Genomic DNA, 19,532 nt, shown 5'->3' on the forward strand with positions numbered 1-19,532 from the left:
CTTTCATAGGCAGGGCTGACACGCTCAATGTTTGAATAGATTGAGGCCTGTTCAGTAATTTCGATTTCTCCAAGGTCAATCTTTTCGTCACTCAGTACGGCACTCGAGCTAACCGCTGATAGAAAAGTGCACCCCAAAGCAGCTTTTCTCATTCGTATCAGACTCCTTGATATATATACAGTTAATCGCTGTTTGCCAATAAATCATAACATGTTAATATGATAATGCTAATGAAAATCATGATCATTTACTTTATTGTGCGATGAATGATTAGCTTCGTAATGTGGGCGTCAACTGCCCGAAAATTTGCGGTAGGGCGCATCACTCTGACTACTCATGTTTCGTCTGGTCGGAGGGAATGAGTGATCAAAAGAATAATTAACCATGACTGAGCGTCGGGTCTTTCTATCTTTAAGGCGGGTGTAATGTTTTGCAGAGAGCGTTATAAGAGTGGGAGCAAGCTTTGCTCAGCTGTGTTGATTGTTTTTAGTCTGTTTGTGCTGGGTAATATTGCTAAAGCACAAGAGCTGCAGTGGGATGAGTCGATTGAACAGGGGCGTCTTGAAAATGGGTTTCGCTATATCATTCACGGTAGTGATAACCCTGATGAGCCTTTTAATTTACGCTTAATCGTTAATGCGGGTTCTGTCGACGATGAGCAGCGTGGTATGGCGCATATTGTTGAGCATATGGTGTTTCGTTCAAATAGAGCTCATGAGCCGGATGTTTTTGCATTTCTGGATAGTATTGGCTGGGAAACAGGCAAGCAAGTGAATGCTGTTACCCGTCAAACTGAAACGCAATTTATGATTCGAACGCGTCCAGACGATGCATTGGATATACGTGAATCAATTATTCTGCTTAATGACCTGGCGTTCGGCGCTAAAATGCTTGGCACTGACTGGGATGTTGAGCGTGAAGTGATTTTTGAAGAAATGCGCCGGGGGCAAAGCGTTGCCTCGCGTGTTAACGATGCTAAAAAAGCAATTGTTCGCAACGGGTCTCGATATGTAGACCGTCCCACCATAGGAAGGCTGGAGGATATACAGGCTGTCACGGCTGAACAAATTACAGCTTTCTATAAAAAGTTTTATGTGCCGGGCAACATGACATTGATAGTGTCAGGGTATGTCGATACTGATGAAACGATCACCAGCATACATGAATCCTTCGGCCAAGAAGCTTTTGTAGAGCCCCCAATACGTGATTACATTGAGTTACCTCTTGAGCCTGGTCTGGTTATTGGTAAGGTGCAGGATGATCAAGGCACCAGTTCAGCCGTTACCTATGGGTTTCGGTCGCCCGTCGCTCCTCATGCCACGCTAGAGGGGCAGTACGCTCGCCTACAGAACTACTTCATAAGAAAACTGCTGTTTAATGAAATAAGAAACACGCCCTTGGCCATATCCAGTGACTTTAAGATGGTTTCGACATTAAGGTCGTCAAATAATGAGCGATTGATCACCGCTATTTCAGCTAAAACAACAGATTATGCAAATGGGCTTGAAGCGGTATTAACGGAAGTTGAAAGGCTTAACCGTGATGGATTGAATGAGGGTGAATTTGAAGCCCTGAAAGATAGTGCTCGCCAGGCAGTTCAGAGAAATAGAGAGCTGGTGGCTCAGCGGGATTTTGCCAAATGGGAAGATAAGCTCGCCGAAGCGGTTATCAAAAATACGGTTGAGGAAAATTATACTGAAAAATCCGCTCGTCTTCTAAGCTGGATTGAGGAGATGACGATTGAAGAGTTAAACGCGCGTGCAAGATACCTGCTGTCTTCACCTGATCAGTTTTTATTTTATCAAGTGCCTGGTGATAGGCAGGCTGACCTACCAAGTGTAGAAGAGGTGATGGCGCTTGCAGAAGAAGTCTCCCAAGGAGATTTAGCTGTAATAGAGCGTGCTGAGCATCAGCCTGTACCATCCTCTTCTGATGAGCTTGAAATAACAGAGTCTTTGGATGCTTATGAAGAAGTGAACTTGTCTGATGGGGAGGTGAGTGGTGTTTACCCGGTTAGTCATAGGGTTTCGTATCCTCAAGATGGTATAACTGAATGGCAATTAGAAAATGGTGACAAGGTTGTTTGGCTCAATAGGTCAACACCAAGCGGCAGTGTCTATGTGAAGGCGCTTTCTTCGGCAGGATATTTTAACAATAAAGTGTCGCCTTGGCTTTCCCAGTTAGCCGTGCAGGTTTGGGAACAAACCGATGTAGATGCTGTAGTAAATACCTGGCTTGAGGCATGGGAACAGGAAAATAAAATTAATTGGTCGTGGGCGCATAAACAGAACGAGCTAGACATTGCTACCATCATTGATCGAGATCAATTAGATAGCTTGTTTAAAAGCTACTTAATTCGCCAAAATCACTGGCGTTTTGATAGCGGGGCGATGGCTGATGTGCAGAATCAGCTCATTGAGCAAATTAACGAAAGAAGCGCTGACAGTATGCTGGAAGAGGCGTTTTTTAGTGCCTCTGAGGAGTTGCATCCTTCAGAAAATGAAGCTGAACAGTTAGCCGCTAACGATATCGTATCTGCTATCAATGAACTACAGAAACAGCCCGTCACGATATTTCTTGTGGGAGAGCTGAGTGAAAGTGAGATTTTAGAAAATGTCCTTCCGTATATCTCTTCCATTCATCGAGAAAGCACATTGCTATCCTCTTATGGCAGCATTCCTGATGGAGATAGATATTTAGCCTCTGACGTTTTTGATGATCAAAGAGCCATAGTGAAAATTAAATCTGAGTCCAGTTATCAGTGGACGCCAGAGCGTGCTTTTGTTGTATCCACCTTGAATCCAATTATTAAAAGGGCTTTAAAAAGAAAGTTAAGGCATGAGCTGGGCGGTATTTATACATTGAGTTTTGAGATAGCGCTCGATAGAGATAATAGAGCGAGATCCGAGGCTGAATTTTACACTAGCTCTGAGAAAGTACCATCTATGGTTGCAGCTTATCAGGATGTAATGGAAAGCTTGGATGACTGGATGAAAAGCGAAAATTTTAACCAAATAAGAGAAGATGTTAATTACGCTGAGGGTGTTAGGATGGCTGACTCCAATACTTGGCTTCGCCGTTTGGCGCTTAGTTATGAAGCATACGAATCTCCCCGTTATTTGAGTTCTTTTGATGATCTTGGGGCATTGATCACTGAGGCGTCATTGTCCGATGTTATAGCGGAATTAATGCCTATGGCGCATCAGTCAGTTTTTGTAGGTTTTCCTGCTACTAACTAGGTTGTTAACTATGTTTAGATGTTTCTTTTTGAATAGGCAGTGGTGGGTCTGGTCCTGGTTGGGCGCTACTACCATTTTGTCGGCCACTTATTACCAGGTTCATCTGGATGTTAAAATCAATGAGTGGTTTGGAGGGTTTTACGATACGATCCAACAGGCCTTGGCTGAGCCAGGTGCAGTGGAGTCCACGGATCTTTTATTACATATGCTAACGTTTGGAAAAATTGCAGCTATCTTTGTTGTGGTTGCCATTCTATTGGATTTCTTTGTTCGTCACTATGTTTTTCGTTGGCGTTCAGCTATGCACCACTATTATATGGAGAGCTGGGATAAAGTGCGTCATATAGAAGGCGCGGCTCAGCGTGTGCAGGAGGATACAATGCGTTTTGCTCAGCTCGTACAGGGGCTAGGTACGTTTTTGTTGAGGTCTGTTTTAACACTTATTGCTTTTCAGCCTCTGCTTTGGGAGTTAAGTAAGCAAGTGAAAGAGGTGCCCCTGCTGGGTGAGGTTGATCATATATTAATCTATGTTGCGATTATTTCTGCAATATTTGGAACCGTGTTAATGGCTTTGGTTGGTATAAAGCTTCCGGGGCTAGAGTTTAATAATCAGAGAACGGAAGCTGCCTTAAGAAAAGAGCTTGTTTTTGGAGAAGACGACGCAAAAAGGGCTCGGCCTGAATCCATTAGTAGCTTGTTTCATTCGGTACGATATAATTACGTGACTATGTATCGTCATTACCTCTATTTTGACTTGGTTAAACACTCATATTTACAGCTATCTACACTCATGCCTTATATTATAATGGTGCCAACGATTGTATCTGGTGCTATTACATTAGGTGTTTTACAGCAGATTCTTAGAGCATTTAATAAAGTTGAAGGCGCATTGCATTATCTGGTTTTTAGCTGGGCAAGTATTGTGGAGCTTATTTCTGTTTATAAACGTTTAAGTGCTTTTGAAGATAAAATGATCGAACTAAATCGTCAAGAGGTTTTAAGTAGCTATGCAAGCTGATAAGTGGGTTGTCCTAACATTTATACCCTTGATACTTTGTTCGGTTGCTGCCTTGGCATTGGTCATGGAGCGGTGCTTCTACGTTTTTCGTAAGCGCGGTCTTGATAGGCACCATTATAAAGAGATGACGCTAGCATTAAAGCGGCGTGATTTGAATATGGCTCTCCGTATTCTTGAAATAAACGAGCGGGGTTATCAGGATGCTATTGATGAATTAAGGCTGCACCAGGGAGGCGATAAGCAGCTTCGTGATGAAGCCGTTAAAATTGCGCTGATGCGGTATGCTAATTTGTTAAGGCGTCGAATGTCGGGGCTGGTGACGATCGCGGCTTTAGCGCCCATGCTTGGTTTATTAGGCACGATTGTTGGCCTTATGCGCTCTTTTTATGACATTGGGTTGAGTCAGGGGCCTGTGGAGCCTGCTACTGTGGCCGATGGGCTTTGGCAAGCGTTGTCGACGACGGCTGCTGGTATGGTGATTGCCGTCGTGTGTATTCTTTTTCATGCGCTTATCGGGTCTTATATTCGACGTCATCTCGCTGAGGCCACCGAGGTTATGAACTATATCTCGCATAACTTGCAGTTGGGGTCAGGGTGTCATGATTGAGCTGGATGATGAAGAGCAGCGCATGGCGCTGCAAGATATCATGACTCCTATGATAGACGTTATTTTCGTTCTTATTGCTTTCATGATGTTAATGATTAATGTGCCTTTGCAGGTTATGGAAGTTAACCTGCCGGCAGCAGATGAATCAACAAGCCTGTCCTCTAGTGATAAGCATCTAGCAATCCTTGCTGTTAAATCCGAAGGCCCGGCGTGGCTTTTGGATGACCAGGAGATTGAAAGTAATAATAGTTTGTACGAACAGCTGACGATGTTGAAAACGGCGCATGGCGAGCAACTGGAAATTGTGGTTCAGAGTGACCGGGAAGCGCCAATGGAAAGGGTGGTGACCCTTTTTTCTATTCTCCAAAAGCTGGATCTTGAAGTGGCAAACCTGGCCTTGCAGCGTTCTGGAGAAGGATAGAAATGCCAAGGTTGATGTCGCAACGCATTGGTTTTTATGTAGGCTTATCTGTCTTTTTGCACTTAATAGTGGGCGTTTTCTGGTTAAAGCAGGATGCAGATTCTGTCGTGGCGACCAAAGCTACCGAAAGCGTTTCCATGAGCGTAGGGCTGCAGGCCGCCATGGCGGGGGGGGAGCAAAAGAGTGATGCTACCCAGCCCGACACGGCTCAAGCGAAAGTACCTTCAGTCACAACGTCGGACTCGGCCCCTAAGGAAGCTCTCCAAGAGGTTGTCGATGAGCCTTTGTCAGAGCTTCCAGAGCCAGCAGAAGATAAGGCGGCCCCTCCTGTTGAACGCAGAAGCCCAGTGGCCAAGACTGATAAGCCCGTACCAGAACCCGTACCAGAACCCGTACCCGATCCTGTCGTGGCTGAGCGGCCTGATCCGGTTAAACAAGCAGAGCCGACCGCGCAGCTTGAGCAAGTCGAACAGCCTTTGGTCAATCAGAAGGCCGTCGATAATACTCAGGCTGAAAACGAAATGGTGGAGGCAGTGGCTGGCCACGCCGGCGAAGATGGTTCTTCAGCCGAGGGGGTGGTCATGGAAGAAACGGGGATTGCTCAGGCTAACAGTGCGGATGTCGATAACCGGTATGATTTATTGGTTCGTCAGCACTTGCTTGAAAACAAGCAGACGCCCAGAGTGATGGGGGCTCGCCGCATAGAGGAGGTGATTACGGTTGAGTTCACGCTGGATCGCAATGGCAACGTGTTAAGCCATCAGTTGGTAGGATTATCCCGCGTGCGAGAATTAAACCAGGCGGGTGGCCGTTTAGTGGAAAGCGCTATGCCTTTCCCTCGTGCTCCCGCTGGTATTAGCTGGCAGAGTAGGGTGTACACCATCGACGTGCGTTACCAGATCAAGTAAAGCCTGGCTGCACCTGAGTTGTTCAATGCCATTGCATAACGAGTTTGCAGCGCTATACAGACTAACAGGGCAGGTGTTTAGGTCAGTACTGGCGCTCGCTCTTTGAATAGCGAAATAAAAAAGAGAAAAGCAGGGAAGGTATAACACAAAAGGCGATGTTCAATGATGCGGACGGGACCAGCTTAATGGTGCCCAGGAGAGGACTTGAACCTCCACGTCCATACGGACACTAGCACCTGAAGCTAGCGCGTCTACCAATTCCGCCACCTGGGCGCATCATTTGTACTGCGGGTGTTTTGCTGATTGTATTCATATGGTGCCCAGGAGAGGACTTGAACCTCCACGTCCATACGGACACTAGCACCTGAAGCTAGCGCGTCTACCAATTCCGCCACCTGGGCGAATACATATCAAGCATCAACCACATCAACTTGCCGCTGCACCCGCTATTCATGAAAAGAGGATAACATGAGAAAGCATGGTGCCCAGAAGAGGACTTGAACCTCCACGTCCATACGGACACTAGCACCTGAAGCTAGCGCGTCTACCAATTCCGCCATCTGGGCAAGTGGCGCGTATGATACCGGGGTGCTGGTTAAATGCAAGACCTGAAAGATAATTTTATGGCGCAAATCGCACAATTGCTGCTTAAGGTGGTTGGGTCATGGAACATGCAGCGCTATACTGGCCCCATGACCAAACAAAATATGACGTTTTTCAGCTTACTGCCTATTAACGCAGTCGCTGACTATCCCTACCTGCAGCGACTATCCGCTGCTGTTTTTGTCCGCCTCCCGCAAATGCAATTAAGGATGTCGATCGCATGAAGTATTGGACGTTGAGTGATGATCCGCACGCCGAGCGCGAGGCGCAAAAATATGATAATCCGGCGCCTAGTCGTGAGTATCTGTTAGCGGCGTTGGAAACGTACGGCAAACCGATTACCCATGAAAATATGAGCCGCATGCTGGGCATCGAGGACGAAGATCACCTTGAAGCCGTTCGTCGCCGGATGGCGGCCATGGAGCGTGATGGTCAAGTGTTGCGTGACCGTCGCGGCGCTTATGCATTAATTGATAAACTTGATTTGATCAAGGGCAGCGTACTGGGGCACCGGGACGGTTTTGGCTTCTTGATTCGTGATGATGGTAAAAAACCGGATCTGTTGTTACCTCCTCGCCAGATGCGTCGCGTGTTCAGCGGTGACCATGTATTGGTCCGTATCAGCGGCACAGACCGCCGTGGCCGCGACGAAGCGACCATTGCCGATGTAATCGCCCGTAATACGCAAACAATGGTGGGTGTATATCGCAGCAATACGCCGGAATTTGGCATACTGATTCCTGAGAACCCACGTATTACTCAGGAAGTTATTATTCCTCACAGTGCCAGCGCTGGGGCGAAGGATGGCCAGGTGATTTCGGCCAGAATTGTTCAGCAGCCGGCTACCCGCGTGCAGCCTGTGGGTGAAGTGATTGAAGTGTTGGGGGAGCGTATGGACCCCGGCATGGAAATCGATATCGCGATTCGTAGCTACGATATTCCTGCTGAATTTCCGCCTGAGGTGCTGGATCAAACCAGCGGCATTTCAGCGGAAGTGCTGGAGGAAGATAAAAAGCATCGCGTTGACCTGCGAGATACACCGCTGGTGACGATTGATGATGAGTCTGCCAAGGACTTTGATGATGCCGTGTGCGCGTGGCAAACCAAATCAGGCAGTTGGAAGCTATTAGTCGCGATTGCGGATGTCTCTCACTATGTGCGTCCGGGGACGGCGCTGGACAATGAAGCCCGCACGCGGGGCAACTCGGTGTATTTCCCGGGGCAGGTGGTGCCCATGCTGCCGGAGCTTTTATCCAACGGTCTTTGCTCGCTCAATCCGAACGTGGATCGCTTGGTCATGGTCTGCGAGATGAATATTTCCAAGACCGGTGCGATCAGTCGCTACTCCTTCTATGAAGCCGTGATGAACTCTCATGCTCGCCTCACCTATAACAAAGTGGCGGCGATGCTCGATAACGAGAGCGAAGAGGGCAATGCGCTACGTGAGGAACACCGCGACCTGGTGAAGCCGCTGCAAAACCTGCATGAGCTTTATCACTTGCTACGCCGGGCTCGTGAAGAGCGTGGCGCGATTGATTTTGATACCACTGAAACGGCGATCATCTTCAACGACGAGCGCAAGATTGAAAAAATTGTGCCGCGTAAGCGTAACGATGCGCACAAGTTAATTGAAGAGTGCATGCTGGCCGCGAACGTTGCGACCGCACGTTTTCTTGATAAGCACGACCTGCCCGCGCTGTACCGTATTCATGAGCGGCCAACGCCTGAGCGATTGGATAAGCTGCGCTTGTTCCTGAACGAGTTGGGCCTTTCAGTGGGTGGAGGCGATATGCCTACCCCGCAGGATTATCAGGCGCTACGTGAGGCAATTATTGATCGCCCTGATGCCGATATTATCCAGACGGTCATGCTGCGCTCCATGAACCAGGCGGTGTACTCACCGCAGAATGAAGGTCACTTCGGCTTGGCATATCAGGCGTATGCGCACTTTACGTCGCCGATTCGTCGCTACCCTGATCTGCTCGTGCACCGCGCCATTCGTTCGGTCATCCGGGGGCCGCGTCAAACCAATACCGTCGTGCGCGTTGACGGAGCGCCGGTCGATCCGCCGAGCAAATGGTGCCCTTATACGTTTGAGCAGATGCTTGAACTTGGCGAACACTGCTCAATGACCGAGCGTCGCGCCGATGAAGCGACCCGTGATGTAGAAAGCTGGCTGAAGTGCGAGTTTATGTCTGACAAGCTGGGCGAAACCTTTGAAGGCACGATTGCATCGGTTACCCAGTTTGGCTTGTTTGTGCGTCTGGATGCGTTCTATGTCGAAGGCCTGGTGCATGTGACGTCGCTGCCGTCGGATTATTATCACTACGAGGCTGAGAAGCATCGCCTGAAAGGCGAACGTACCGGAACCACCTATCGCTTGGGTGATGGCTTGACGGTGCAAGTGGCGCGCGTCGATATGGATGACCGGAAAATTGATTTCAGTTTGACCGACGATAAGCCTCGCCCGCGCCGCCAGCCGCGTAAACGCCGCAGTGGCGACACTAATGAAGCGGCCGCTCCCAAGAGCGACGCTGCGCCCAAGAAAGATAAGCCATCTACGCGTCGTGGCCCGCGACGTACGCGTCAGTCAGCGCCCAGGAGAAGTTAAGTATGAAATCGGCGTCGTCTCGACGTGGTGCACGTGCTACGGTACGTACGCCGGATGGGCTGGACCAGGTCTATGGTATCCACGCCTTGCAAAGTTTGTTGGAGCGCGGTGAAACACCGCGCGAGCTATGGGTTCAGCAAGGAGCCGGTAGCCGTTTGGCCGAAGTGGTTGCTCAGGCGCAAGCGCGTGGTGCGCGAATTAAAGAGCAGCCGCGTGACCTGCTGGACCAGTTGACCCAAGGGGCCGCGCATCAGGGGGTGGTAGCGTTCTGTCCGCCACTTACGCCTGAAGGCGAAGAGTCCTTGTGGTTAAAGCTGCGTGCCTGGCAGGCGCCAACGCCGCCGCTTTTGCTAGTGCTGGATGGCGTGACAGACGTGCATAACTTTGGTGCCTGCTTGCGCAGCGCCGATGCCGCGGGGGCACATGGCGTTATTGTGGCAAAAGACAAGGCCGCACCGCTAAATGCAACCGTGCGTAAAGTGGCTTGCGGTGCTGCCGAGGTAGTGCCGGTTTATCAGGTCACCAACATGGCGCGTACGCTTGCCAAGCTTAAAGATGCAGGCGTATGGATTACCGGTACAGCAGGTGAGGCCCAAGCCAGCGTATTTGAGATTGATTTGACCGGCCCTACTGCGCTAGTAATGGGAGCAGAAGGGAAGGGCATGCGACGTTTAACGCGGGAAGCCTGCGATAATCTGGTCAAGCTACCCATGGCTGGGCAGGTTTCAAGCCTTAATGTCTCTGTGGCTACCGGGATTTGTTTGTTTGAGGCAGTACGACAACGCCAGCTTGCAAGTTAACCCTGTGCCCACTAGAATACCTGCGCCCGTTTGTCTACAGGCGGGCGCAGATGTTTACGTTGGTTAAATACCAATACGTTAGTTGAACACCAGTTCTGCTTAATGCCTTAATTGCCGTTTGGCGGTAAGTTGAGTGCATTTCAGTAACTCCTTGCTTCCCTGTCGTCGTTCTCGCTTGCGCGGGGCACACACCGGAAGCTGTCAAACCGCAAGGAGATCTCATGCGTCATTATGAAATCGTGTTTATGGTCCACCCGGATCAGAGCGAGCAAGTGCCGGCTATGGTCGAGCGCTACACCAGCATCGTTACCGAAAACGCTGGTACTGTACATCGCCTTGAAGATTGGGGCCGTCGTCACCTGGCTTACCCGATCAACAAGATTCACAAAGCCCACTACGTGCTGATGAACGTTGAATGTACTGGCGAGACGCTCGAAGAAATCGAGAACATCTTCCGCTTCAACGATGCCATCATCCGCAGCCTGGTTGTACGCTGCAAGGAAGCGGTTACTGAAGCTTCTCCGATGATGAAGCCGGCAGAAGAGAAGCGTCCGCGTCGCGAAGACAAGTCGCGCGCTGATGAGTCCGAGTCTGATTCAGACGTCGAAACTGCCTGATTCTATCCACTGCACGTTTTAAGGAGCTAATCCATGGCACGTTTTTTCCGTCGCCGTAAGTTTTGCCGCTTCACTGCTGAAGGCGTCAAGCAGATCGACTATAAAGATCTGGACACCCTGAAAGCCTACATCACCGAAACTGGCAAGATCGTTCCGAGCCGTATCACCGGCACTAAAGCACGCTACCAGCGTCAGCTGGCGACTGCTATCAAGCGTTCGCGCTACCTGGCGCTGCTGCCCTACTCCGATAGCCACCAGTAAGCGTTTAACGTGATGCTGGCACTGGCAAGATGGCTAATGCGAGGGCTGCCTTACGCCGTAGGCGGGGCAGCGCTGGCCACGTTAGTGCCGTGGCTGTTTTGGTTAGGTGCTGCTATTGCTGCTTTGGTAACCCTACGTAAAGGTTTTGCACCTGCGCTACCGGTTATTATCGCAGCGGCGCTACCCGCCGGTTTTTGGTGGTCGCAAGGCGATGTTATTCCGCTGGCCAGCGTATTGCTGGTAACACTGATGGCGGTTGTCCTGCGTGAACGGATGCGTTGGAGTGAAGCGTTGCTGGCGGGCACATTAGTGGCTGCAGCAATGGTACAGTTCGGCATCTTTAGCTTGCCTGGCGACATGGGGCCAATGCTTGAGCAACTACGACAAGGCTCTCCGGACGTTGATCGTATGCTCACAGAGTTGGCTAATCAGGGGTACGATACCCAAATGCTGGCTGCCATTGTGGTAGGGGGCGTCACGGGGCTTGTGGTTCTGATTGCGTCGATTGCATGTTTAGCCTTGGCGCGAAGCTGGCAAGCGGGGTTATATAACCCGGGCGGGTTTCGTGAAGAGTTTCATGCGTTACGACTCGCACCTAAAGAGCTTGCCGTGTTAGCGGTGCTTTGTGTGGTCGGCATGATGCTTGGGGGGCATGCGTTAGCAGTACTTGGCTGGATACCACTACTCGTTGCCGGCATTGCGTTAGTGCATGGTTATATTGGATTAAAGGGGATGAACGGGCTGTGGCTGGTGGCATTTTATGTGCTGCTGATCACGACCTGGCCCACGATTCTCATTGTGCTGCTGTTGGGGCTTATTGATACATTCGCGAACATTCGCGCACGCCTTGCCCGCGGCAATTGACAAGAGGTTTACGAGATGGAAGTCATTCTGCTCGACAACATTGGTAAGCTGGGCGGCCTGGGTGACAAGGTCACTGTTAAGCCTGGTTATGGTCGTAACTACTTGGTGCCTTACGGCTTAGCCGTACCAGCCACCAAAGAGAACGTTGAAGCGTTCCAGGCGCAGCGTGCTGAGCTTGAAGCTCAAGCGGCTGAGCGTAAAGCAGAAGCCGAAGCGCGCGCTGAGCAGCTGAACGACATTGAGCTTTCGCTTGTGTCTAAAGCTGGCGACGAAGGCAAGCTGTTTGGTTCTATCGGTCCGCGTGATCTGGCCGACGCTATTTCCTCTGCTGGCATCGATGTTGCCAAGAGCGAAGTGCGTATGCCGCAAGGCCCGATTCGTCAAACTGGCGAATACGACATCGACCTCCACTTGCATGCAGAAGTGGACGCCGTTGTTCGCGTGGTAGTCGTCGCAGAGTAAACTTTGCAGCTGCTATTTACGCCAAAAGGGCGCGGGATTTCCCGCGCCCTTTGCTATTTAAGCCCTGTGTTATTTAAGCCCTGTGCTATTTAAAGAAGGTCTATTTCCAAGCGGCTAGTGGTTTATTGAAAGCCCCGAGCGTTTAGAAATAACCCTTTATGCGATGACCTACCGGTGGTTGCTAACGGTTTGTCCGATTAAGATAGTGGTCTTTGTCGGCTATGCTGCACTATTGAAAGGAGCTCGCTATGGACCAGCCTTCTGCTGATCAGGAAACGGCAGCGCTGAAGCTGCCGCCGCATTCGCTGGAGGCGGAGCAGTCGGTGTTAGGCGGGCTAATGCTGGATAATCAGGCGTGGGATACGGTTTCCGAGCGCCTGGTAGCCGATGACTTTTATCGTTATGAGCACCGTTTGGTGTTTAACGTCATGATTCATCTGGCGGAATCTGGACAACCCCTTGATGTCATCACCTTGTCAGAAGCGCTTGAAGAGCGAGATCACCTGGATACCGTGGGGGGCTTGGCTTTCCTGGCGGAGCTTGCCCGCAATACACCTTCGGCGAGCAATATTCGCGCCTATTCGGATATTGTGCGTGAGCGGGCAACGCTTAGAAAGCTGATTCGAGCGGCGAATCAGATTGCAGAAGGCGCCTTTGCCCCCCAAGGGCGGCCCGCCGATGAGCTGCTTAACGAAGCTGAGCGGTTGGTTTTTCAGATTGCCGAGGAGCGCCCTAAAACGGGTGGTCCGATTGGCATGAGCGAGCTTCTGACCAAAGCGGTTGATCGCATTGATGAACTCTTCAACCTGAAAGGCGAAATGACGGGGCTATCGACCGGCTTTCGTGATCTGGATGAAATGACCTCAGGTCTGCAGCCATCGGACTTGGTCATCATCGCCGGACGCCCTTCTATGGGTAAAACCACGTTTGCGATGAACCTGGTAGAACACGCGGTTATCGCCAGCGATAAGCCCGTGATGGTGTTCTCCATGGAGATGCCCGCTGAATCGCTGATGCTCAGGGTGCTGTCATCGCTTGGGCGCATCGATCAAACCCGCGTGCGTTCGGGGCAGTTGGAGGATGAGGATTGGCCGCGCCTAACGTCGGCGGTCAATCTGCTTAAAGACAAGCAGCTCTTCATTGATGACACCGCTGCGCTTTCACCTAATGAAATGCGCTCGCGTTTGCGCCGTGTCGTGCGTGAGCACGGCAATATGGCGCTGATCATGATCGACTACCTTCAGTTGATGCAGATCCCTGGTTTTTCTGAAAACCGCACGGGGGAAATATCGGAAATTTCGCGCTCGCTAAAAGGCTTGGCGAAAGAATTTAAATGTCCGGTAGTGGCGCTTTCTCAGCTTAACCGCTCGCTGGAGCAGCGCCCCAACAAGCGCCCGGTCATGTCAGACTTGCGGGAATCAGGCGCCATCGAGCAGGATGCGGACGTTATTGCCTTCGTCTATCGTGATGAGGTGTATAACCAGGACAATCCAGATAATCAGGGCTTGGCTGAACTCATTATCGGTAAGCAGCGTAACGGGCCTATCGGAACGGTGCATATGGCGTTTATCGGCAAATATACCCGTTTTGAAGACCTGGCTCCCGACAGCTATGGCGCAGCCTTTGGTGACTAGAGTGAGGGTGTGACCAGCATCACGCCCTTGATATATTGAGCATACGGAAAAAGAACGAACGGGAGTAATTCATGGCAGGTGGTTTTCGGCGTGGTAATCGTCAGCGTCTTCCCAAGCTTCAAGGGCGCGGAGAACTTCAGGAATTAGAGCGCGAAGGGCCTTTTAAAGAGTGGCTGGGTATGCCAGACCTTTATCGCTATCAGCTGGTCGTTGATGGTGAGAAGTACAGCTACCAAACAGAAGATGCTGAGCTTCCGGTCGCTATCGGCGATAACGTGGTATTTCGCTACAAAGAGACTAAGGGCGGTAACTGGATTGATCGTAACTCGCTTGGTAAGGCGATTGATCCTTCTGAATATCAGTAGCTTGGCTGTGTTAATACACTGATGGCCTGAAAGCCTCCTGAAAAGTTGCCCTCTTGGTCAATAAGTGCCAATGTAAGGTAACAGGAATGTAATAGGACGCAGTCATACTGGGTCCTATTATTGTATCCAATAACAGGAGGGAATCATGGAACTGAAAGCGCTCAAACAGTTCGTCGATAGCCACGATAATTTCGAAATTCGCGTTATTACGCATTCGGGTAGTGGTTTTTATCAGCTTGAACTTGAAGATGTAGAAGGCGCGCGGCATATGCTCACCCAACGTAGTAAGCCCATGCTGTTTCGCTCGTTAGATGATGTGTATTTGGAGCTAAAACGTGCGGGTATTCATCGCGCGTATCTGGTTCAACACGTGCCTCAGGACGAAGTCATTGGTCGTGACGCGCATTACAGCGAGCCGCTAGCCTCACGAATGCCACTGGTTTTTTAAAAAAGCGGTTGATGAATCACTCTGTGCATTGACTGAATGCACACAACAGTTAGCGTAACGTTTTTCCCACCCTCGCCTAAACCCTAATACGGTGACAGGCAAAGAAACAGCAGCCTGCATTCATCACTTCTCGCAGGCTCGGTATGCAAAAGCCCTACCAGCCGCCGGTCGCCCAGCGCTTTATATCGTGGCCCGGCTGCATCCTGGTCAGCGCATTGCTTGAATCGCTTAACTTGCTTCTATTCGGCGTGCTTCCCAGGCGCTTTGCTTCTGACCACCTTGCCTCTATTTTTTTGAGTATTTTGCCGCTATGCGCTTAAAGCGTATTTGAAATATGGCGCGGGCGGCGGAGTGCCGCTTTACCGGTGGTTATACAAATGGTGTTGATAGTATAACTTTATGCCGCGCCTTATCGAAAAGTGTTAAGATTTTTGATAATTAGAAGCTGTCTTTGGAGTAAGCGTAATGACCGATAGCATTGTGATGGACCAGCTGGGCGAAGGCCGCTTGGCCCATGCGTCCAGTGATCATCCGGCCGTGCCTCGGGCAAAAGTAGGTGTGGTGCTGGCTAACCTGGGTACACCCGATGCCACCGATTATTGGTCGATGCGACGTTATTTAAGAGAGTTTCTCTCCGACAAGCGGGTCGTGGATTATCCCGATTGGAAGTGGCAGCCGATTCTTCAACTGATTATTTTATCCAAACGGCCTTTTTCGTCGGGTAAAGCGTATAAAAGCATTTGGAACACCGAGCAAAACGAAAGCCCGCTACTCACGATCACGCGGGCGCAAACCGAAAAACTTACGGAGCAGCTTAAGGCCTTATACGGCGACAACGTTGAAGTTGATTTCTGTATGCGCTACGGCAATCCTTCAACGCGCAGCGTATTAACGCGGATGAAAGAAAAGGGCTGTGAGAAGATTGTTTTCTTTCCGCTCTACCCGCAGTACGCCTCACCGACCACTGCGACCGCTAATGACGAGGCGTTTCGTGCCTTAATGAAGATGAAGTGGCAACCCTCTATTCGCACGGTGCCCGCCTATTTTGATCACCCTGCTTATCTACAGGCACTGGCGAATTCAGTAACAGATGTTTACGCCGAACTTGAAACGCGGCCCACCAAATTAGTCGCCAGTTACCACGGCGTGCCAGAGCGCTATTTGATGGAAGGCGACCCCTACTATTGCCAGTGCCAGAAAACCACACGGCTCCTGCGCGAAACGCTAGGCTTTAGCCAAGAGGAAGTGGATACCGCCTTTCAATCACAGTTTGGTCCTGAAAAGTGGGTGGGGCCTGCAACGGTCGAGCACGTAGCCGCGCTTGCCAAGCAGGGCCATAAACATATTGCGATTTTATCGCCTGCTTTCTCCTCCGACTGTGTAGAAACGTTAGAAGAAATCAAGGAGGAGATCCGCGATAGCTTTATAGAAGCAGGCGGCGAAACGTTTAGTTACATTCCCTGCTTAAACGATCGTAATGATCACATAAAGGCGCTGCTGGACATCGTAAATAACGAGCTTTTAGGTTGGCTTCAACAGGCGTAATGAACCGATAATCAAGGCGTTATAAATGGCGATGAGGTAACGATAAGCACACTATCTATTTGATTTTGAATGATTGCCTGGTAACACGCAGTGGCCTGTTATAGAGTCTACGACTTTATGATCACCTCGCGTGTTTAAAAGAAGCGCTGTTAGCTCTAAGGCTTTCAGCGTGCTCGTTAAAATCTGGTCCGAGCGCTTAAGACAGGGTTCTTAAAACAGAGCAGTTAAGAGAGAGCAGTTAAAGAGCAGTGCACAGGGATGGTGACCACTACTCACCGCGAGAGGAATTGACGCTCAACGAACCCGCTTCATCATGGGGCAGATACACAGGAGATATCGCTAGATGCAATTCGCCGTTTTGATGGGGTTTGTATTAGCCGCGTTGGCACCACTTATGCAGCGCTGGTTTGCAGACCGTACGAGTTTGGTATTGGCCCTTTTTCCTGCGCTCATCGCTGCGTGGCTATTTTCTCAAGCACCCACGGTCATCAATGACGGCCCGCTGCTAATGGAGTGGCAATGGGTACCTTCGTTAGGTATCAGCCTCACCTTTATGCTGGATGGTTTGTCCTTACTGTTCGGCTTATTAATCAGCGTTATTGGCGCATGCGTGTTGGTGTATGCGGGGAGCTACTTAAAAGGCCACCCGGATATCGCGCGGTTTCATATCGCGCTGATGGCTTTTATGGTGTCCATGCTGGGGCTAGTGTTGGCCGATGGGCTGATCACGCTGTTTATTTTTTGGGAGTTAACCAGCGTTACTTCGTACCTGCTGATCGGGTTTAACCATACCGATATGCAGGCCCGTAAGTCGGCTCGCCAAGGACTTTTTGTCACCTTTGCGGGTGGGCTTGCGTTAATGGCCGGGCTTATCTTGCTGGGCATCGCCAGCGACCAGTGGTCGTTAACCGATATTCGCGCAATGGAAACCGACCTGCGAGAGCATGCCCTTTATACGCCCATGCTCATCTGTTTGCTGCTGGGGGCTTTCACCAAGTCAGCTCAGTTTCCCTTTCATTTCTGGCTGCCCAACGCCATGGCAGCACCTACACCCGTCTCGGCTTATTTGCACTCCGCCACCATGGTTAAGGCCGGTATTTACCTTATGGCAAGGCTTCAACCTGAACTGGGCGGGACGGCACTTTGGATAAGCATTCTCTCTGTGGTGGGCGCTATCACGCTGCTGCTGGGCGCCTTCATGGCTATTCATCATACGAACATAAAAAAGCTGCTGGCTTACTCAACCATCATGGCGCTCGGCACGTTGACGATGCTGTTGGGCATTGGTACCGAGTACGCCATGACAGCATTCGTAACTTTTTTGCTCGCACACTCCCTCTACAAGGGGGCGTTGTTCATGGTGGCCGGTATTCTCGATCATGAGACGGGCACCAAGGATGTCACCGCAATGGGCGGGTTAAGGTCTTTGATGCCGGTGACGGCCACCATTGCATTGATAGCGGCGCTATCACTTGCTGGGGTGCCGCCGTTGCTTGGCTTTATTGGCAAAGAGCTTAAGTTTGAAGCGGTGCTGGGCGCAGGGGATTTTCAAGGCTTGCTAGTCGTGTTCGCATTTGTCAGCGCGATTATGACTATCGCCGTGGCGGCGATTGTTGCGCTACGGCCTTTCTACGGCAAGCGTCACGAAACCCCAAAAACGCCGCATGAAGCACCTTTCGGCATGTTAATGGGACCCGCACTGCTAAGCGTAGGCTCGCTGGTTTTTGGCCTGGCGCCCGCCATGTTTGGCGTTGATGCTCTTTTAACGTCAGCGGCAAGTGCGGTGGCGGGGCAGCCGAGAGAAGTGGCGCTGTCACTTTGGTACGGCGTTAATGCGGCGCTGATAATGTCCGTTGTTAGCCTAGGATTGGGCTTTTTGCTGTTCAAGTACTGGGACTGCGTACGAGGCAAGCTTACGCTGCTGGCCCCTCTTATGCGCTACGGCCCAGAAGCGGGCTATGAAGGCTTGTTAAATGGCCTGGTACGGTTTGCGGAATGGCAAACCCGCGTGCTGCAAAATGGCTATATGCGCAACTATATTTTGGTCATGCTGGTCGTGCTGATTACGCTGTTGGGCAACTCCATTCTGGTACGCCACTCTCCGCTGTTAGCCTTTGAACTTGATGTACGGTTTCATGAGGCTATCGTCGTCGGCACAATGGTGATGGGTGCCCTGTATGCAACGATCACTCGCTCCCGGCTGGGCGCCGTCGTGTCAGTGGGTATTATGGGGTTCTCAATCGCGCTGGTCTTTATTCTTTTCAGCGCCCCTGACCTTGGGATCACCCAGCTTCTGGTTGAAACGCTCACGGTTATTTTACTGGTGCTGGTACTGTTCAGGCTGCCTCGCTTCTCGCATCTTTCGACCAGCCTGGAGCGTATTCGCGATGGTTCGGTAGCTGCGATGATGGGCATCTTGATTTTCCTTCTGATCATGACTGCCTGGAGTATTAACCAGTTCGAGTCCATTTCTACCTATATGGTTGAAAACAGCGCACCGCTCGCTTTTGGCCGCAACATCGTCAACGTAATTTTGGTGGATTACCGGGCGCTGGATACGTTGGGCGAGATGTTTGTACTGGCGCTAGCCGCCATTGGCGTTATCGCTATGCTGAAGCTGCGCCACGAGCCAGAAAGCGCTAAGCCCACCAATGACAGCGGGAATACTGATAGCAGGGAGCCGTACGATGGTTAAATCGGGAACGATTATTTTAAACACGGCGGCCCGCTTTCTAATGCCGCTACAGCTTATGTTTTCGATATTTTTGCTGCTTCGTGGACACGACGAGCCCGGCGGTGGGTTTATTGCAGGGTTAGTGGCGGCGGGGGCGTTTACCTTGTATCTGCTGGCGTTTGGCGTCAGTGCCACAAAAGAGGTATTACGGATGGTCGACCCTCGCGACTTGATTGGCGTGGGGCTGTTGTTAGGCATGATTTCTGTTGTACCTGCCTGGTTTATGGGTCAGCCGTTTTTAACCGCGCAGTGGTGGACCATTCCGGTTATTGATTTTAAAGCCTCAACCCCGCTGATTTTTGATATTGGCGTTTACTTGGCGGTGTTGGGGGCGGTGATTGGCATGGTGATGGCGTTGATGGAGGTGGATAAGGATGAGCCTTAACGTAACAGGA

At 50.7% G+C, this 19,532-nt stretch carries 19 protein-coding genes and 3 tRNA genes; 19 read left to right on the plus strand and 3 right to left on the minus strand.

The features are described 5' to 3' along the window. Nucleotides 1-425: 425 nt before the first annotated feature. The 5 genes from ACT3RU_RS16020 to ACT3RU_RS16040 all read left to right on the plus strand — a co-directional run bounded on the left by ACT3RU_RS16020 (nt 426) and on the right by ACT3RU_RS16040 (nt 6,193). Complete coding sequence (locus ACT3RU_RS16020) at nt 426-3,239, plus strand: M16 family metallopeptidase (protein ID WP_192528674.1); 2,814 nt, start codon at nt 426-428, stop codon at nt 3,237-3,239. A 10-nt stretch (nt 3,240-3,249) separates the two neighbouring features. Beyond that, complete coding sequence (locus tag ACT3RU_RS16025) at nt 3,250-4,257, plus strand: putative transporter (RefSeq protein ID WP_192528675.1); 1,008 nt, start codon at nt 3,250-3,252, stop codon at nt 4,255-4,257. A 157-nt stretch (nt 4,258-4,414) separates the two neighbouring features. Then, a complete protein-coding gene (locus ACT3RU_RS16030; protein WP_192528676.1) occupies nt 4,415-4,864 on the plus strand; it encodes a MotA/TolQ/ExbB proton channel family protein in 450 nt (149 codons plus the stop codon). Further along, complete coding sequence (locus ACT3RU_RS16035) at nt 4,857-5,285, plus strand: ExbD/TolR family protein (RefSeq protein ID WP_192528677.1); 429 nt, start codon at nt 4,857-4,859, stop codon at nt 5,283-5,285. The genes ACT3RU_RS16030 and ACT3RU_RS16035 overlap by 8 nt, the downstream gene beginning before the upstream one ends. A 14-nt stretch (nt 5,286-5,299) precedes the next feature. Next, nucleotides 5,300-6,193, plus strand: coding sequence for an energy transducer TonB (locus ACT3RU_RS16040; protein WP_192528678.1), 894 nt, complete (start codon nt 5,300-5,302; stop codon nt 6,191-6,193). 186 nt (nt 6,194-6,379) lie between these two features. Here the strand turns inward: ACT3RU_RS16040 and ACT3RU_RS16045 are convergent. From ACT3RU_RS16045 to ACT3RU_RS16055, 3 genes are all read right to left on the minus strand, one after another. Further along, nucleotides 6,380-6,466 (minus strand) — tRNA-Leu (locus ACT3RU_RS16045). Between the two features lie 41 nt (nt 6,467-6,507). Next, nucleotides 6,508-6,594: transfer RNA gene (locus tag ACT3RU_RS16050), tRNA-Leu, on the minus strand. Nucleotides 6,595-6,672: 78 nt separating this feature from the next. Beyond that, a tRNA-Leu gene (locus ACT3RU_RS16055) sits at nt 6,673-6,759 on the minus strand. 33 nt (nt 6,760-6,792) lie between these two features. Here ACT3RU_RS16055 and ACT3RU_RS16060 point away from each other — a divergent pair. The 14 genes from ACT3RU_RS16060 (at nt 6,793) to ACT3RU_RS16125 (ending at nt 19,522) form a co-directional block, all read left to right on the plus strand. Beyond that, nucleotides 6,793-7,020, plus strand: coding sequence for a hypothetical protein (locus ACT3RU_RS16060; RefSeq protein ID WP_172116088.1), 228 nt, complete (start codon nt 6,793-6,795; stop codon nt 7,018-7,020). Beyond that, nucleotides 7,017-9,407: a ribonuclease R gene (gene rnr, locus ACT3RU_RS16065; RefSeq protein WP_483392886.1), complete on the plus strand. Its 2,391-nt coding sequence runs from the start codon at nt 7,017-7,019 to the stop codon at nt 9,405-9,407. Before ACT3RU_RS16060 ends, rnr begins: the two co-directional genes overlap by 4 nt. Nucleotides 9,408-9,409: 2 nt before the next feature. Continuing rightward, complete coding sequence (gene rlmB, locus ACT3RU_RS16070; protein ID WP_483392887.1) at nt 9,410-10,207, plus strand: 23S rRNA (guanosine(2251)-2'-O)-methyltransferase RlmB; 798 nt, start codon at nt 9,410-9,412, stop codon at nt 10,205-10,207. Between the two features lie 221 nt (nt 10,208-10,428). Further along, on the plus strand, nt 10,429-10,824 hold the full coding sequence (gene rpsF / locus ACT3RU_RS16075) for a 30S ribosomal protein S6 (protein ID WP_087107800.1): 396 nt from the start codon (nt 10,429-10,431) through the stop codon (nt 10,822-10,824). Between the two features lie 33 nt (nt 10,825-10,857). Next, the gene (gene rpsR / locus ACT3RU_RS16080) at nt 10,858-11,085 is read left to right on the plus strand and encodes a 30S ribosomal protein S18 (protein ID WP_009097135.1); all 228 of its coding nucleotides are present in this window, start codon (nt 10,858-10,860) and stop codon (nt 11,083-11,085) included. Between the two features lie 12 nt (nt 11,086-11,097). After that, complete coding sequence (locus ACT3RU_RS16085) at nt 11,098-11,949, plus strand: hypothetical protein (RefSeq protein WP_441678381.1); 852 nt, start codon at nt 11,098-11,100, stop codon at nt 11,947-11,949. 15 nt (nt 11,950-11,964) lie between these two features. Further along, nucleotides 11,965-12,411 (plus strand): 50S ribosomal protein L9, encoded by a 447-nt coding sequence (rplI, locus tag ACT3RU_RS16090; RefSeq protein WP_087107797.1) that lies wholly within the window; start codon nt 11,965-11,967, stop codon nt 12,409-12,411. A gap of 248 nt (nt 12,412-12,659) precedes the next feature. Continuing rightward, nucleotides 12,660-14,045 carry a replicative DNA helicase gene (dnaB, locus tag ACT3RU_RS16095; protein WP_087107795.1) on the plus strand — a complete coding sequence of 462 codons (1,386 nt, stop codon included), beginning with the start codon at nt 12,660-12,662 and terminating at the stop codon, nt 14,043-14,045. A gap of 71 nt (nt 14,046-14,116) precedes the next feature. After that, a complete protein-coding gene (locus ACT3RU_RS16100; RefSeq protein WP_087107793.1) occupies nt 14,117-14,410 on the plus strand; it encodes a hypothetical protein in 294 nt (97 codons plus the stop codon). 145 nt (nt 14,411-14,555) lie between these two features. After that, nucleotides 14,556-14,858 carry a DUF6482 family protein gene (locus ACT3RU_RS16105; RefSeq protein ID WP_483392888.1) on the plus strand — a complete coding sequence of 101 codons (303 nt, stop codon included), beginning with the start codon at nt 14,556-14,558 and terminating at the stop codon, nt 14,856-14,858. A 143-nt stretch (nt 14,859-15,001) separates the two neighbouring features. Beyond that, nucleotides 15,002-15,178 carry a hypothetical protein gene (locus ACT3RU_RS16110; RefSeq protein WP_483392889.1) on the plus strand — a complete coding sequence of 59 codons (177 nt, stop codon included), beginning with the start codon at nt 15,002-15,004 and terminating at the stop codon, nt 15,176-15,178. 145 nt (nt 15,179-15,323) lie between these two features. Then, a complete protein-coding gene (gene hemH, locus ACT3RU_RS16115; protein WP_483392890.1) occupies nt 15,324-16,403 on the plus strand; it encodes a ferrochelatase in 1,080 nt (359 codons plus the stop codon). 343 nt (nt 16,404-16,746) lie between these two features. Then, entirely contained in the window at nt 16,747-19,098 is a 2,352-nt protein-coding gene (locus ACT3RU_RS16120; RefSeq protein WP_483392891.1) for a putative monovalent cation/H+ antiporter subunit A, read from the plus strand. Continuing rightward, complete coding sequence (locus ACT3RU_RS16125) at nt 19,091-19,522, plus strand: Na+/H+ antiporter subunit B (protein ID WP_087107785.1); 432 nt, start codon at nt 19,091-19,093, stop codon at nt 19,520-19,522. Before ACT3RU_RS16120 ends, ACT3RU_RS16125 begins: the two co-directional genes overlap by 8 nt. The last annotated feature ends 10 nt before the right edge of the window (nt 19,523-19,532 follow it).

The organism is Halomonas sp. TP35, assembly GCF_052375975.1.
GTDB lineage: Bacteria > Pseudomonadota > Gammaproteobacteria > Pseudomonadales > Halomonadaceae > Vreelandella > Vreelandella citrativorans.